This window comes from Microvirga sp. TS319 (assembly GCF_041276405.1).
In the GTDB taxonomy this organism is placed as follows: domain Bacteria; phylum Pseudomonadota; class Alphaproteobacteria; order Rhizobiales; family Beijerinckiaceae; genus Microvirga.
This window is the reverse complement of record NZ_JBGGGT010000001.1, coordinates 1,788,637-1,803,405: the sequence shown is the minus strand read 5'-3', so window position 1 is coordinate 1,803,405 and position 14,769 is coordinate 1,788,637. Positions and strand designations below refer to the sequence as shown.

Below are 14,769 nucleotides of genomic sequence, written 5' to 3'. Positions count from 1 at the left end.
CTGATGAGTGAGATTTTTTCTAAGGTCTTCGAGCGGAGCCTCGAACAACTCGTGGCGCGCGCCGTTCGGGGACAGTCCTTCGAAGCGTGGACCTTCGACGACACGCGAAGCCGTCGGGCGGCAGAACAGGCGCTGGCGGACAAAGGTGTCACCGCACGTATCCGAAGCGCCTACAAGCCGCTCCTCTTTGCATTTCTCGAGGAAATCGATCTCGTCGGCGTCACCGCAATCGAGATCCGCTATCCTGTCCATCCTGCGGCTTCTGACAACCGATTCCGTCTCGAGGCCTACCCACTTGCCGCTCTGGTCGGCGAGGCGAAGATCGTGTTCTTGCCCCGCGAGGACAGCGAGCTCTGCTACGACGTGATCATCACCCGTGCCGGCATGCCGGAGACGCTGAAGGTGTTCGCCCCGAACCGCGTTCACTCGGATATCGTCGGGGAAATGAACCTGTCGCCGACCGGCTGGGTCCGGTTCGCCGGAGATGAGAAGGGCGAGCGGCTGGAGACCGATTACGAGCGCCTGTTTGAGAACACCATCCGGGCGATAGCGGGTTACGAATGGAACGATGAGGAGCCTTACTTCCCTGAACTCAACATTCGCGTCGTCCATCCGGCGGAGGACCTGCCGCTCCCGGTCGGCGACGAGGTTGTCAGTCTGCGAGAGGCGATGCACGAGGATCTATACTTCTCGTTGCTGGAGCTCTTTCAGAAGAAGTCGGGTCGCCCGCTCGGCGACCGAGGGCTGAAGCCCGGTCAGATCGTCCCGGAGATCGTCAAGAGCGAGGGCACCATATCGGTTCGCGTCGAGGTACGACCGCTAACGACGGCCTTCTGCGATGGCTTGGACCAATCGGTCGATACGGCTAGCGAGCCGTTGGCCGCCGGACAGATCACGCGGTTGCTCGCAGATATCGGGGGCGAAGAGTTCAATGCACTTTCGCGTTCAGGCAGAAATCTGTCGGGGCGCTATCTGAAGGGCGGTGATGCCGCAGTGATGGTCAGTGGGGGGCAACACCCTAACGAGACAACCGGGATCGTCGGCGCCATTCGCGCCGCACGCATACTCAAGCAGCGCGCGAATGCGCATTTCACCGTCTCGCCACTGGAAAACCCCGACGGATATGCACTACACCAGCGGTTGCGCATCGATAATCCGCGGCATATGCACCATGCCGCTCGCTACACTGCGCTCGGCGACGATCTGGAGTATCGAACGGAGGAGAATGCGGGCCCTCATCTCAACGAAAAGTCTATCCGTCTCAAGGCGCAACAATTGAGTGGTGCCGGGTTGCATGTGAACCTTCACGGCTATCCAGCGCATGAGTGGACGCGGCCGCTTTCCGGCTATGTGCCGCGTAACTTCGCCATGTGGACGCTGCCCAAAGGCTTCTTTCTCGTCATGCGGCATCACGCTGGTTGGGAGGAGGCGGCCGAGGCGGTGTTGGACCATGTGACGCGTCATCTCGGCGCCATTCCAGGTCTCTTGGAGTTCAACGATCGCCAGATCGCGCTCTACGAAATCCACGCGGGCGAAACGGGCTTTCGCGTCATCAATGGCTTTCCATGCCTTTCCTCGGTGGACGATCGGCATACCGTGCCGCTGACGCTTATCACTGAATACCCTGATGAAACGATTTACGGTGATGATTTTGTCGCGGGACACACGGCGCAGATGGAAACAGTGCTTTCAGCTTATGAAGCATGGCAGAAACTGCGATCACAAGGTGTTGCGTCGGTTTGATGTGCCACTCGATCATCGAACCCGGGAAGTGGGAACCGGTATTGCGTGAAAAGATGCTCGAGACCATAGGCTGACAGCATCGGATGTGGGTTCGATCGCACGTCCGACGCTGCAGCGGCTGTTACGGGCCTGAATTGAGGTCATCTTCGTTGTGGCGGGATGACCTCTGCTCTCGAACCTTACCCCTCCGATGTGCCTGACGAAGAACGGCCTTTGTCGCGCCCAATCTGACGCTTCTGCCCGGAGAGGCTGGCCAGCGTGAGCACTCTCTCCGCGAGGCGTTCAATGGCCTGCGCTGGATCATCAAGACCGGGGCGCCCTGGCGCTGGACGCCCCGCGATCGGCGCCCTTGGGCTGCCGTTTGCCAGCAGGCGCAACGTTGTCTAAGCGCTGACCGGCTCGAAGAGATACTTCGTAAACAGGCTATGGGTACGCGCAAGCTCGCGCACCAGATGTTCAACCTGCTCTGCCCCGCTTGCGGCAAGATCAGCGCTCGTAATGCGTCTCCAACGGATGCAGATTTCATGCACCGTCTTTGCGCCCACATTCGCGGATGCGCTCTGCAAGCCGTGAGCTTCGAGGCGAAACCTGTGCGTGTCGCCTGACGCAGCTGCATCCCGTAACTCGCCGACAATATGGCCGGCATCGGAGAAAAACTCTTCCACAAGACTGCGAACGAAATCCTGTCCGCCCAGGTGTTCCAGTTCCTTAAGCACGGCTTCGTCTATAACGGAGGAAGGGGTGTCCGTCGGGGCGGCAGGCGCTGGGGCACTTTCGGCCGACGTTTGCGTGCGATGGGCGGCTACGTGCTCCTCGATCGCCTTGAGAAGCGTTGCTGGCTGTACGGGCTTTGTCAGGCAGGCATCCATACCTGCGCCGAGCGCCTCGGCAGCAACTTCCGGCGTGACATCGGCCGTGAGGGCGATGATCGGAGTATGGCTGCCTCGGGGCTCGGAGAATCTGAACAGTTTGGCAGCCTCGATACCGGTCATCACCGGCATGTTGACATCGAGGATGACTAGATCGAACGATTCCTCCTCAAGTGCGCTGAGCGCGTCCTCTCCGTTCCGGACGCATCGCGCTGTATGCCCGCCGCGCTCCAGAATCTTCGATAGGACTGTTCGGTTTGTCGCATTATCGTCCGCCACAAGGATCGAGAGAGGACGCGATGCGCTGGGTAGCTCGATTACGCTCGGGGCGCCCCATAGCGACTGAGCCCAAGACGTTTGCGCGGCCGCTGCAACTGAGGCGGCCTGAGCTTCGTTTTGCATGAAGTCGAGCGGGAGGATGCTGCTTGATACATGCATCAGCTCCGAAGCCGTGAAGATCCGGGAGGTACCAGGGCGTATGAGAATTGGAGGGATAGGAAGGTCTGCCCTTTCGATCTCTGCCGCAATACGGTCGTCTGGCAGGTCACTATAGTAGAACAGCACGACCTGCCGATCTCTGTTCTGCCAAAGCCATTCGCTCCCCTCGGACAGGGTCTGAGAGACAGGGATACCTTCGCGGTCTCCAAGTCGGGTTGCAATGGTGTGGGCAAGGCTAGGTTCGGCGCAGACCAGGAGGGATTGGATCTTCTGAGACAGCTGTCCGCCCGCTGCCTCCGGATCCAATGCCCTCATCGGAAGCGTAAACCAAAAACGACTACCGTGACCTTCTCTGCTTTCGACCCCTATCTTGCCATCCATGGCATCTACGAGTTGTCGGCAGATGGAAAGCCCGAGCCCCGTTCCGCCAAAACGGTTGACGATGGTTTCGTCGGCTTGGGTGAAGCTCTCAAAGATTCTTCCGAGTCCCTGGGGCGCGATACCAATGCCGGTGTCGGATACGAGGAAGCGAACAAAAGTCTGTTTACCCTCGGCGATAGGGTGCGCTGCTAGCGTGACATACCCCTTCTCCGTGAATTTGACGGCATTTCCGAGGAGGTTCAGGAGAATTTCTGTCAGATGGTGCTTCGGTCCATGCAACTGGAGAGGAGTCTCCGGAGCGATATGGATCGTCAATCGGAGCCCCTTCTGTTGAGCTTGGGTCAGAACCATCGCCCGGGCAGTGGAAAGAACTTCGGAAAGATCAAAGTCGACCTGATCGATCGGCATCTTCCCTGCTTCGATGCGGGATAGGTTTAAGATGCTGTTGATCTGCCGGAGCAAGGACTCTCCGGCTGAGCTAATCGTTCGGACGATGCCACGCTGTTCGACGTCGAGGGACGTTTCCGATATGAGACCCGAAAGACCGATGATCGCGTTCAGCGGGGTTCTCAACTCATGGCTGACGCTGGCAAGAAATAACGTCTTGGCTCGGTTTGCCGATTCCGCCTGCGCCTTAGCATTGGACAGCTTGCGGATCAGGGTACCCGCATAGAATGGGAGAATGACAAGGCTCAGCAGCAAGCTCACTGAGAGATAGATGTCATTGTACCACCTCGGTGTAGTATAAATTACGATCGCGAAGCACATAACCGAGACGGCCAGCGCGACATAGAGGAACTGGACGCCAAAACGGAAGCCGTTTCCAAGCGTAATCCATAGGTAAAGCGGAAAAAGGGCCGCGGATGTCTCGCCAACGTAGTGAAGTTGAATGGATGCGGTTGCAAGATCACTGATAATGGCAATAGTCCGGCGGACTCTTGCTTGGTGGGGTCTGAGGAGAAGATGGACGGCGATGCCGATCGAGATGATTGCGAACGCAATTGCGCTGATCAGCGCCTCGCGAGGCACCGAAGGGTTGATCCAGTAAGTGTAAGCTGCGATCAGGCTCAGAAAGATGAGCCTGTTCAGGGTCATCTCGTGTTCACGATCGGGGCTGCACCTCAGGCGCGACAGGATATCGGCTAGCACGCGCTTTGAGCCCTCTTCGGCACAATGCTCTGCCTTGATAGGAGATACTGAGGGTTCTCCTTGAGCAAAGTCTCGAAGACATCGGATGGCACCGGGCGACTGAACAGGTAACCCTGAGCTTCGTTGCAGTCATGATTGAGCAGACACGCGAGTTGGGGACCCGTCTCGACACCCTCGGCAATCACTTTCAAATCAAGGCTTTGAGCCAGGGAGATGATCGTCCTGACGATGGCCTCGTCACGGCTTCCAGCCAGGAGACTCGAGATGAACGAGCGGTCGATCTTCAACGTGTCCACTGCAAAGTTCTTCAAATAACTGAGAGAGGAGAATCCCACTCCGAAGTCGTCGATTGCGATTCTCACCCCAAGTTTCTTCAGGCTCTGGAGGATCTGCTTGGTTCGCTCGACATCCTTGAGAAGACTGCCCTCAGTAAGTTCGAGCTCGAGGAACTGCGGATCGAGACCCGTCACCGTGAGGGTATTTTCGACAAGGCCGACAATATCTTGGCGCAGAAACTGCATGGGCGACAGATTAACCGAGATGCGAAGCGGGCAATATGGGAGGTTTTGCCATGCCGCAGCCTGAGTGCAGGCCTGCTTAAGTACCCATGCGCCGATTTCATTAATCAGCCCTGTCTCTTCCGCTATATCGATGAATGAGGCAGGTGAAGTCAGGCCGAATTCCGGTCTGACCCATCGCAGAAGCGCTTCAGCACCTACAATCGATCCCGTCGCCAGATCGATCTGGGGCTGGAAGTGGAGCTCGAACTGTTCTCGGGTAATTGCGTTGCGGAGGTCGACCTCCAAACCAATGTTGTTCCATGAGATGCTGTCCAGCTCGGGCGAGTAGAACCGCAGGGTGTTCCTTCCTTCGGCCTTGGCTCGGTACATTGACAGATCGGCATACCGGAGGAGGTTCTCAGCGCTCTGGCCGTGGCGCGGCGCCAACGTGATCCCGATCGTGCACCCAATTCTGATCTCGCTCTCTTCAAGGAGGAAAGGAGCAGACAGGGAATCGATGATCTTGCGCCCTAGCTCTTCCGCATCATCCGGGGATCTGATGCTCGCCTGAACCACGACGAACTCGTCACCCGACATCCTCGCAACAAGGTCGGTGCTCGATACGATTCCGAGGAGGCGGCTTGTCACCAGTTGGAGCATTCGGTCTCCTCCCGCGTGACCGAGAGCATCATTGACCGCTTTGAAGCGGTCGAGGTCGATCAGGAGGACTGCGAACTCGGCTCCTCCACCGGTGAGCTTCTGGTGAATCCACTCGTACAGCATTCTCCTGTTGGGAAGATCGGTCAGCGTGTCGTGCAGTGCAATGTGCCGCAACGTGCTTTCGGCTTGCTTTCGCTCGGTTATGTCGACCGACGTCGTAAGAACGCTTGTTTCGGCCCCCGAAAAGGCGTGCATTGACGTCTTCGTTGTCAGGAACGTCCGCTCGGCTCCGGCGATGTCGATCAAGCTCTCTTCGAAGCTCACGGACGTTTGCTGGTTCCCTCCGACGGATCGATGAATCTGGCGGCTGAATTCCGGCTTGTTGCTTCGCAGGATAGCACTCAGCCGTTGCCCCGTCAGAGCTTCAGGGGTCGAGTTGACGAAATCGGCAAGGTAGGCGTTTACGAAAACAATGCGGTCGTCCTTGTCCGTTGCGCTGATCAATGCCGGCACCGTATCAATGACCTGGGCCAGAGCCTCTCGGCTGCTGCGGACGAGTTCCTCTTGAGAGCGCTCGCTGATGCGCAGCTGCTGTTCGAGGGCCTGGGCACGACCTTTGATCTTTTGCTGCTGGCGCTGCAGCTTAAGCAAGTTGCGAGCACGGGTGACGAATTCATAATGATCGACCGGGGAGCGCAGAAAGTCTGTAGCCCCCGCATCCAATGCGCTGAGCCGGAAGGCTCTGTCATCGTAGGCGGTTATGACGATAATAGGAACGTCGATACCGTTGGAGCTGTTCCTGACGTGCCTGGTGAATTCGGCGCCGTCCATGCTGGGCATTCGAAAGTCTGTAACGATGAGATCAGGGGTGTTGCTTTCGAGCCATGCAAGAGCTTCCTCAGGGGAGGCAAAGGCATGCACCACTGCACCATCCTCGGTCGTCTGTGCGAGTCGGGAGTAAATGTTGCGGTTGGTGCTTTTGTCATCGAGGATCAGAATAGCTGTCATGTGTTATCCTCGGCCATCCCCGGCCTGCCAGCTCGATCGATCCTCTGGCGTCGCGGAGCCTGCCCAATGAGCAACTTGGGCGGATGACCTACGCCGTTGCCGTCGCTTCATAAGGCATGCCGCGTGTTCAAGCGCGAGCTCTGTTTGTCCCTCTTGAGAAACCCTCTGGTGATGCGTAGATCGCCGATCTCGCATTTCGTTACCTTCCTCCGAAAGCGACAGGCGATTGCGTGGAGCATATTATTCATATCGCGATTACGTAGGGATTGTATCCTGTGTGCTTCGCCTTCTATGAATTTGGTTAATATAAGTTTGTGACTGGAAATGCCGCTGTTCGCATATACCAAGAAAAGAGAACCTCTTTGATGCTTTCGCCTGGTAGAAAGTGGTCGATGTTAACCAAGTTGCTCGACAAATCTTCCTAGGTGCTATCCATGTGACCGTTAAAGGATCATTATCCTTAAGGAAGGTTGCCTCCGACAGGTGTGCACCGCTCGACTGCGAGATGAAGCTCGCTGTTTTGATGAATTCTCTATGATGGAGAGCAGGATGCGATCGCCGTTGGTCAAAGCTGATGACCATTCCATTTCTAACACTCAGTCCGTTACGGATCTGGAAATTCCGACTCCTATCACGCCGGGGTCGATCTCCGCGTCCGGCTCGGCACGACCTCACCCAACCAGCCTCTCTCTGCCATACATCGACGTCAAGATTGACTTTGAGCAGATGATCTATTGGGCGGCTATGCGTCCGAGCCAGCAACCAATGATCACAATGGAACTCCTGCGGGACATGATGTGCGTCCAGGAATCCGTTCGTGCGATCGTGGAGGAGGGCAATCGCGAACAGCGTGAGCACTTAGAGTACTTCGTCGCGGCATCTCAGACACCTGGCGTCTATAACTTCGGCGGGAACTTGGCTTACTTTGCCGACTGCATCCGGCGCAGGGACTACAAGGGGCTGCAGGAATACGCCTATGCCTGTATCGACGTGGTTTATGGGAATGCGATGGCGTTCCATACGCCTCTGATCACCATCGCCTTGGTGCAAGGCGATGCGCTAGGCGGTGGTTTCGAATGCGCACTGTCTTTTGATGTTCTTATTGCAGAGAAGAGCGCAAAGATGGGATTGCCGGAGGTGCTGTTCAATCTCTTCCCTGGTATGGGAGCATATAGCCTCTTGTCCCGCAAGATCGGTACGGCAGCTGCTGAGAAGCTCATCATGAGTGGTAATGTCTATTCCGCTGAGGAACTACACCGGCTCGGTGTCGTCGACGTTCTTGCTGAGGATGGCCAGGGAGAGAACGCAGTCCGGGACTATATTGCGCGCAACAGGCGCAAGCATAACGCCCACAGTGCAATCTACCGCTCAAAGAGGCGGATCAATCCTCTGAAGTATGAGGAGCTGCGAGATATTGTCGATATTTGGCTCGACGCAGCAATGAAACTGGGGGAGCAGGACTTGCGCAAGATGACGCGGCTTGTCGCGGCGCAAGACCGTCGATTGGATAGGCAGGAGGAGACTGTCCGACGGGTAACGTCGGGTTAGCACATCGTGCGAGCGAGTGGCGCCGGTCTTTCGCATGAACGATGCGCCATCCGAGGCTTGGAACATCGGATGGGATCCCAAAAGTGGGTCCACTTCTCACATCCGATGCTCTAACATCATCTCCTCCGCGTCATGGGTACTGACGCTGCGCGAGCTATCAGGGGACACAGAGCGGAGTTTCCGGCTAGTTGGAATGTCTGCGTTTCCGTACCAAATCGCTCTACAGCAGCGACGCTTGTAGGTGCGAGACTTTGCCATACCCAGCACCTAGAGCAAATTGCATTCTGACGGGATCAGAATGCTTGCTCTTTCTCTTTGGCGAAGCATCGTTTTTCGCGAAGAACCGGTCCCCACTTCTTCGCACGATGCTCTAACTCACGGGCCGCAGAGAGAATCCGTATGAGGCTTGCAGTGGATTCTTGCCGTGTTCTCAAGGGTGTGCAATCACTTCGATCCTTCCCGCTCCCACCGCTCTTCTATTGCAACCCATGTTCATCATCTCCATGGTATGGCAGCGTGGAAGTCTGCAGTTTGCATCGGCAGTTGACCTTCAAGTGGTCGAGCTTGCAAGTGGCCGAGTTTGCAAGTGGCCGCGGTTGCCTCAAGGCACCTGATCTTGTTCAACGTGACATTATTTTCGGATATGTACGGGTCCAACCATCTGGTGTCTTCTGAAGTGACAGATTGGACTGGTAAACGTCATTTGCGCGCGCTGTTAGACTGTCCCGACAACTGAATGCCCTGCTCCGATTATTAATCGGGATGGCAGTCCTACATCTCAGGGGTGATTGGCATTGATTATGCCAGTTACGCCGCCATGAGAATCCAGCCAACCTAGGCCGTAAATTACTATTTGCGCGAATTCCGATTCCGGAGCAACTTTAGGATTCTATCGTAAGCCAGTTGGGTTTATAGTCGCCAACAGGAGTATTGCACATGTCAATGTCGCTCCTGGACACCATCACGATCCCTGAGGATCTTCGTCAACTCTCGGAAGGGCAGCTGCGGCAGGTTGCGGACGAGCTGCGCACGGAAACGATCAGCGCGGTGTCGGTGACCGGCGGGCATCTTGGGGCCGGGCTCGGCGTGGTCGAGCTCACGGTCGCGCTGCACTATGTCTTCGACACCCCGCGCGACCGCCTGATCTGGGATGTCGGCCATCAGGCCTATCCCCACAAGATCCTCACCGGCCGCCGCGACCGGATCCGCACCCTGCGCCAGCCGGGCGGCCTGTCCGGCTTCACCAAGCGCGCCGAGAGCGAGTACGATCCGTTCGGGGCCGCCCACACCTCGACCTCGATCTCGGCCGGCCTTGGCATGGCGGTGGCGCGCGACCTTGCCGGCCAGGCCAACAACGTCATCGCGGTGATCGGCGACGGCGCCATGTCGGCCGGCATGGCCTATGAGGCGATGAACAATGCCGGTGCCCTGCATTCGCGCCTGATCGTGATCCTCAACGACAACGACATGTCGATCGCCCCGCCCACCGGCGCGATGTCGTCCTATCTCGCCCGCCTGGTCTCGGGCGGCACCTATCGCGGCATCCGCGAAACCGCCAAGCAGCTCGCCCAGAAGCTGCCGAAGTTCCTCTACGAGAAGGCGCAGCGCGCCGAGGAGTTCGCCCGCGGCTTCTGGACCGGCGGCACCCTGTTCGAGGAGCTCGGCTTTTACTATGTCGGGCCGATCGACGGCCACAACCTCGATCACCTGCTGCCGATCCTGAAGAACGTGCGCGATGCCGAGACCGGGCCGATCCTGGTCCATGTGGTGACCCAGAAGGGCAAGGGCTATGCCCCGGCCGAGGCCGCCGCCGACAAGTATCACGGCGTGGCCACCTTCGACGTGGTGACCGGGGCGCAGACCAAGGCCAAGGCCAATGCGCCGGCCTACACCAAGGTGTTCGGCGAGAGCCTGATCGCGCAGGCGCGCCAGGACGACAAGATCGTCGCCATCACGGCCGCGATGCCGTCCGGCACCGGGCTGGATCTGTTTGCCAAGGAGTTCCCGGCCCGGACCTTCGATGTCGGCATTGCCGAGCAGCATGCGGTGACCTTTGCGGCCGGCCTGGCGACCGAGGGCTACAAGCCGTTCTGCGCGATCTATTCGACCTTCCTGCAGCGGGCCTATGACCAGGTCGTGCACGACGTGGCGCTGCAGAACCTGCCGGTGCGCTTTGCGCTCGACCGGGCCGGCCTGGTCGGGGCGGACGGGCCGACCCATGCCGGGGCGTTCGACCTGGCCTATCTCGGCTGCCTGCCGAACCTGGTCGTGATGGCGGCCGCCGACGAGGCCGAGCTGGTGCACATGGTGGCAACCGCCGCGGCCCATGAGGCCGGCCCGATCGCGTTCCGCTATCCGCGCGGCGAGGGCGTCGGGGTCGATCTGCCCGCGCAGGGCGTGCCGCTGGCGATCGGCAAGGGCCGGCTGGTGCGCCAGGGCAGCCGCATCGCGCTGCTGTCGCTCGGCACCCGGCTGGCCGAGGCGCTCAAGGCGGCCGAGGAGCTCGAGGCGCGCGGGCTGTCGACGAGCGTGGCCGATGCCCGCTTTGCCAAGCCGCTCGACACGGCGCTGATCCTCGATCTGGCCCGCCAGCACGAGGTTCTGGTGACCGTGGAGGAGGGCGCGATGGGCGGCTTCGGCGCCTTCGTGCTGCAGCTGCTCGCCGAGCAGGGCGCGCTCGATCGCGGCCGCCTGAAGGTGCGCACCCTGGTGCTGCCCGACCTCTACCAGGACCACGACAAGCCCGAGCGCATGTACGCCAAGGCCGGCCTCGACGCCGCAGGAATCGTCACCAAGGTCTTCGAGGCGTTGGGAGCGGCGCAGGAACAGAAGCTGCAGAGTATCGGTCTGGGTGTGCATCGGGACCGAAAGCGAGGGTAATGGTCGATGCCAATGCGGTGCTGGGAGATGATGTCCTTCTGGCCAGGTTAAATGGGCGTGGAAGTCACTGGCCCTACATCAGGGACTGAATCACCACGACGTGGGCTCCGCGCTGCCTGCGTTTGTCTCGTTCAGCGACAGGGATGTTTCCTAGAGCATCGAACGCAAAAGCGGGAGCCGGTGTTGCGTAAGGGGATGCTCAAGATCATAGACTTGAGGAGCGCATCGCTTGAGCGGATCCGAAGGGTCCGCACAATGCGCTACTCGCGTCGTCTCTCAATTGTGATCAGCAACGCCGACCAGGCGGCGTGGCGGATCCTCAAGGGGCAACGAGGGGCCCCCGCTGAAACTCGAAACCAGAGTGGGCAATGGCTTCGAATACGAACCCACCATCGAAACTTGTCTCTGTCAGGCGACTGCACGATGACAAGCTTGTCGGCAACGAGCAAGGTTGCTGTTCGCTCGGGTGCAACGATTCCTTCGGCGCTAGGGGCTCACGCGGAGCCGGATACAAAGCGGCATGCATACCTCAGTGAGGGTGTTCCACGTTACCTCGTTCGCGCAATAGGGGGTCGAACCGAGCGATCTTGAAGTCATGATTGCCGGGGCAAACGGTGCTTTGCGCCAGCGGGACTATTCAATGGATGCAGGCGCCTTGAACTCGACGGTGATGTGACCATCACTGCTGAATGTATATTGCTCAGGTATTTCCTCGATGAGCTTGAGGATGTCTCCGAACAGAATATTGGACCGTAGTAGTATATCTCTAGATTGATGTTATTATCGTTGTGCGAGAACGCCGCAATTGGCGATAGTTTAAGAGCCACATCCCGAGGTAGAGACTTCAACGTGGCTTTTGCATAACGTGTGCATAAGAGGATAGGATATGAAAGTTATCCTCGCTCGGCCCCGTGGTTTCTGTGCTGGCGTTATTCGTGCAATTGAAATCGTAGAGCGTGCCCTCGCCAAGTATGGCGCTCCCATCTATGTCCGGCATGAGATTGTTCACAACCGGCATGTGGTTCAAGGTCTGGAAAAGAAGGGCGCGCGCTTTGTTGAAGACCTCAGTGAGGTGCCGGACGGGGCCGTTGTGATCTTCAGTGCGCATGGCGTATCTCGTGCAGTCGTCGCAGAGGCTCACGCAAGAAATCTGCCCGCGCTGAATGCGACATGTCCGCTTGTCACCAAAGTTCATCACCAAGCCCAGCGCTATGTGGCGCAAGGTCGGGTGCTCGTGCTCATCGGCCATGCCGGGCATCCGGAAGTCGAAGGCACATTAGGGCAAATTGATGGCAACGTTCATCTGGTGCAAACCGAGGCGGATGTGGACGCGCTTAATCTGCCAGCTGAGACGCGCATCGCTTATGTAACCCAGACGACCCTCAGCGTAGACGATACCCGGTCGATTATTGCGGCTCTGGAGCGGCGCTTTCATGAGGTCGTCGGGCCCGAGACTCGAGACATCTGCTACGCAACGCAGAACCGTCAGACGGCCGTCCGGCAACTCTGTCAGATGTGCGACCTCCTATTGGTTGTCGGCGCTCGCAACAGTTCCAATTCTAATCGTCTGCGAGAAATTGGTGAGGAGGCGGGCATACCCAGTTATCTTATCGGAGACGAGACAGACATTGACGACAAATGGCTGCTCAAGGTCGAGGTCGTCGGGTTGACTGCCGGTGCATCGGCACCTGAAATGCTTATCGATAGGGTTATCGATGCCCTGTCCCGAAGGTATCCGGTCGAGATCTCCATGCTTCCGGGCATCGAAGAGAATATCAACTTTCGCCTACCTGCTGAACTGTCGACTACCTGAGATCAGTAGGATCGAAGTGCTGCACTTCGCCAGGACAAGGATCTGCTCGTGGGTATCCCCTTCCGTCAAATTCTTCGTATCGGTGGCTATGTGGTTCGCCAACATCTCCTGGGCCGAAGGCATTATCCACTCGTGTTGATGCTGGAGCCTCTGTTCCGGTGCAATCTGTCCTGTGCAGGGTGCGGCAAGATCGACTATCCGGATCCGATCCTGAACAGGCGCTTGTCATTGGAGGACTGCCTCGGTGCAATAGACGAATGTGGCGCCCCAGTCGTCGTCCTTGCAGGTGGCGAACCGCTCCTGCATAAAGAACTTCCGCAGATTGTCGAGGGTGCTGTCACGCGGCGTAAGTTCGTGATCATCTGCACCAATGCGCTCTTGCTGGAAAAGAAAATTCATCAGTATCAACCAAGCCCATACTTCACCTGGTCCATTCACTTGGATGGCGACAAGGGCATGCACGACCGGTCCGTGTGTCAGCCAGGCGTCTACGATCGTGCTGTTGCTGCAATCAAGCTGGCCCGAGCGAAAGGATTCCGGGTAACGATCAACTGCACCTTGTTCAAGGGTACAGATCCAGAGCGAGTCGCTCGCTTTTTTGACACGGTCATGGAGCTTGGTGTGAACGGGATCACCGTCTCGCCCGGATACGCCTATGAACGAGCTCCTGACCAGCAGCATTTCCTCAACCGAAAAGCCACCAAGGAGCTCTTTCGGAGCATCTTCCGTCTTGACCAAGGTGGTAAGCGGTGGGTGTTCAACCAATCGGCGCTCTTCCTCGATTTCTTGGCTGGAAACCAAGCCTATCATTGTACGCCATGGGGGAATCCCACCCGAACGATTTTTGGATGGCAGCGCCCATGCTACCTCCTGGGCGAGGGTTACGCCAAGACCTACCGGGAGTTGATGGAGGAAACGGATTGGGAGGCCTACGGTACGGGCCACTATGAGAAATGCGCCGACTGCATGGTCCACTCAGGCTATGAGGCATCGGCGGTCAGGGACGCGGTTCGGCGGCCCTGGAAGGCGGCTCGAGTCGCTTGGCAGGGAGTGACAACGCGCGGCCCGATGGTGCCGGATATCCCGCTGGGCCAACAACGTCCGGCGCAGTTTACGTACTCACGAAATGTCACTGAAAGGCTGGGCGAGATTGCCGACCTCAAGATTGGGTCCGAGAAGGGGCCGACAGTGACGTAGGCCTGCGAGGGCTGCCGATGAAGCGAGGGCAAGACGCGCCAGCAACGCGATCTGGATAGGCTGCCGCATGACTCCGCGAAGGATATACTGCCAATCCAGGAGCCCGTCGGCATCCAGCGCGTCACCGACAAATGGCGGAAGTGAGTGGTTCGCGGCGTCACAGATCACTCGAATGGCTGCAAACGGAACTCCGCAGACGGCCGCGAATTCGGCTGCGACATGGGACTCCATATCGACCGCAGCGGCGCCTGTGGCGGAGCGAAGTGCCGCTTTTGCGACAGGAGTCCGGACCGTGTCTTCAACCCCTGCAATCTCGGCCTCGACGACATTCTGGCCCCTTACTGACAACCTTTGAACCCAGTCCTGGGTGAGGCCAGGGTGCGAGAGCCATCGCACTTTTCCGTTCACAATACCTTGAGCGAGAACGACATCGCCGGGCGAGAGGCTTGGATCAAGACCGCCGGCAATCCCGAAGCTGACCACAGCCCTATACGCAGGAGTATGTCGGCTAAGCTTATGGCGCAGCCGTTCCGGCGACCCTCCTGAGCAGATCGTGACGAGGTCGGGTCCCGCGATCATGCGC

The 14,769-nt window shown here is 58.3% G+C and carries 8 protein-coding genes and 1 pseudogene; 6 read left to right on the top strand and 3 right to left on the bottom strand.

The genetic code is table 11. The features are described 5' to 3' along the window. Nucleotides 1-3 precede the first annotated feature (3 nt). Both AB8841_RS08210 and AB8841_RS08205 read left to right on the top strand, forming a co-directional pair. Nucleotides 4-1,743, top strand: coding sequence for a M14 family metallopeptidase (locus tag AB8841_RS08210; protein WP_370435286.1), 1,740 nt, complete (start codon nt 4-6; stop codon nt 1,741-1,743). 159 nt (nt 1,744-1,902) lie between these two features. Continuing rightward, a pseudogene (locus tag AB8841_RS08205) lies at nt 1,903-2,153 on the top strand (transposase); the annotation flags it as partial. Here AB8841_RS08205 and AB8841_RS08200 read toward each other — a convergent pair. Beyond that, entirely contained in the window at nt 2,127-4,199 is a 2,073-nt protein-coding gene (locus AB8841_RS08200) for an ATP-binding protein (protein WP_370435579.1), read from the bottom strand. The pseudogene AB8841_RS08205 and the gene AB8841_RS08200 sit on opposite strands and share 27 nt — an antisense overlap. A gap of 374 nt (nt 4,200-4,573) precedes the next feature. After that, on the bottom strand, nt 4,574-6,748 hold the full coding sequence (locus AB8841_RS08195; protein ID WP_370435285.1) for a putative bifunctional diguanylate cyclase/phosphodiesterase: 2,175 nt from the start codon (nt 6,746-6,748) through the stop codon (nt 4,574-4,576). A 549-nt stretch (nt 6,749-7,297) separates the two neighbouring features. Between AB8841_RS08195 and AB8841_RS08190 the strand changes: the two genes are divergently transcribed. The 4 genes from AB8841_RS08190 (at nt 7,298) to hpnH (ending at nt 14,186) form a co-directional block, all read left to right on the top strand. Further along, nucleotides 7,298-8,296: a crotonase/enoyl-CoA hydratase family protein gene (locus AB8841_RS08190; protein ID WP_370435284.1), complete on the top strand. Its 999-nt coding sequence runs from the start codon at nt 7,298-7,300 to the stop codon at nt 8,294-8,296. A gap of 936 nt (nt 8,297-9,232) precedes the next feature. Next, a complete protein-coding gene (gene dxs / locus AB8841_RS08185) occupies nt 9,233-11,176 on the top strand; it encodes a 1-deoxy-D-xylulose-5-phosphate synthase (protein ID WP_370435283.1) in 1,944 nt (647 codons plus the stop codon). An 886-nt stretch (nt 11,177-12,062) separates the two neighbouring features. Then, nucleotides 12,063-12,989, top strand: a complete 927-nt coding sequence (ispH, locus tag AB8841_RS08180) for a 4-hydroxy-3-methylbut-2-enyl diphosphate reductase (protein WP_370435282.1) — start codon at nt 12,063-12,065, stop codon at nt 12,987-12,989. A gap of 48 nt (nt 12,990-13,037) precedes the next feature. After that, nucleotides 13,038-14,186, top strand: coding sequence for an adenosyl-hopene transferase HpnH (gene hpnH / locus AB8841_RS08175; RefSeq protein ID WP_370435281.1), 1,149 nt, complete (start codon nt 13,038-13,040; stop codon nt 14,184-14,186). Here hpnH and AB8841_RS08170 read toward each other — a convergent pair. After that, complete coding sequence (locus AB8841_RS08170) at nt 14,109-14,765, bottom strand: nucleoside phosphorylase (protein ID WP_370435280.1); 657 nt, start codon at nt 14,763-14,765, stop codon at nt 14,109-14,111. The genes hpnH and AB8841_RS08170 overlap by 78 nt on opposite strands. Nucleotides 14,766-14,769: the final 4 nt, after the last annotated feature.

Excerpts from the sequence above, each read along its gene's own strand:
- AB8841_RS08190 (WP_370435284.1), top strand. The coding sequence starts at position 7,298 with ATGCGATCGCCGTTGGTCAAAGCTGATGACCATTCCATTTCTAACACT.
- ispH (WP_370435282.1), top strand. The coding sequence starts at position 12,063 with ATGAAAGTTATCCTCGCTCGGCCCCGTGGTTTCTGTGCTGGCGTTATT.
- dxs (WP_370435283.1), top strand. The coding sequence starts at position 9,233 with ATGTCAATGTCGCTCCTGGACACCATCACGATCCCTGAGGATCTTCGT.
- AB8841_RS08200 (WP_370435579.1), bottom strand. The coding sequence starts at position 4,199 with ATGTGCTTCGCGATCGTAATTTATACTACACCGAGGTGGTACAATGAC.
- AB8841_RS08195 (WP_370435285.1), bottom strand. The coding sequence starts at position 6,748 with ATGACAGCTATTCTGATCCTCGATGACAAAAGCACCAACCGCAACATT.
- AB8841_RS08170 (WP_370435280.1), bottom strand. The coding sequence starts at position 14,765 with ATGATCGCGGGACCCGACCTCGTCACGATCTGCTCAGGAGGGTCGCCG.
- AB8841_RS08210 (WP_370435286.1), top strand. The coding sequence starts at position 4 with ATGAGTGAGATTTTTTCTAAGGTCTTCGAGCGGAGCCTCGAACAACTC.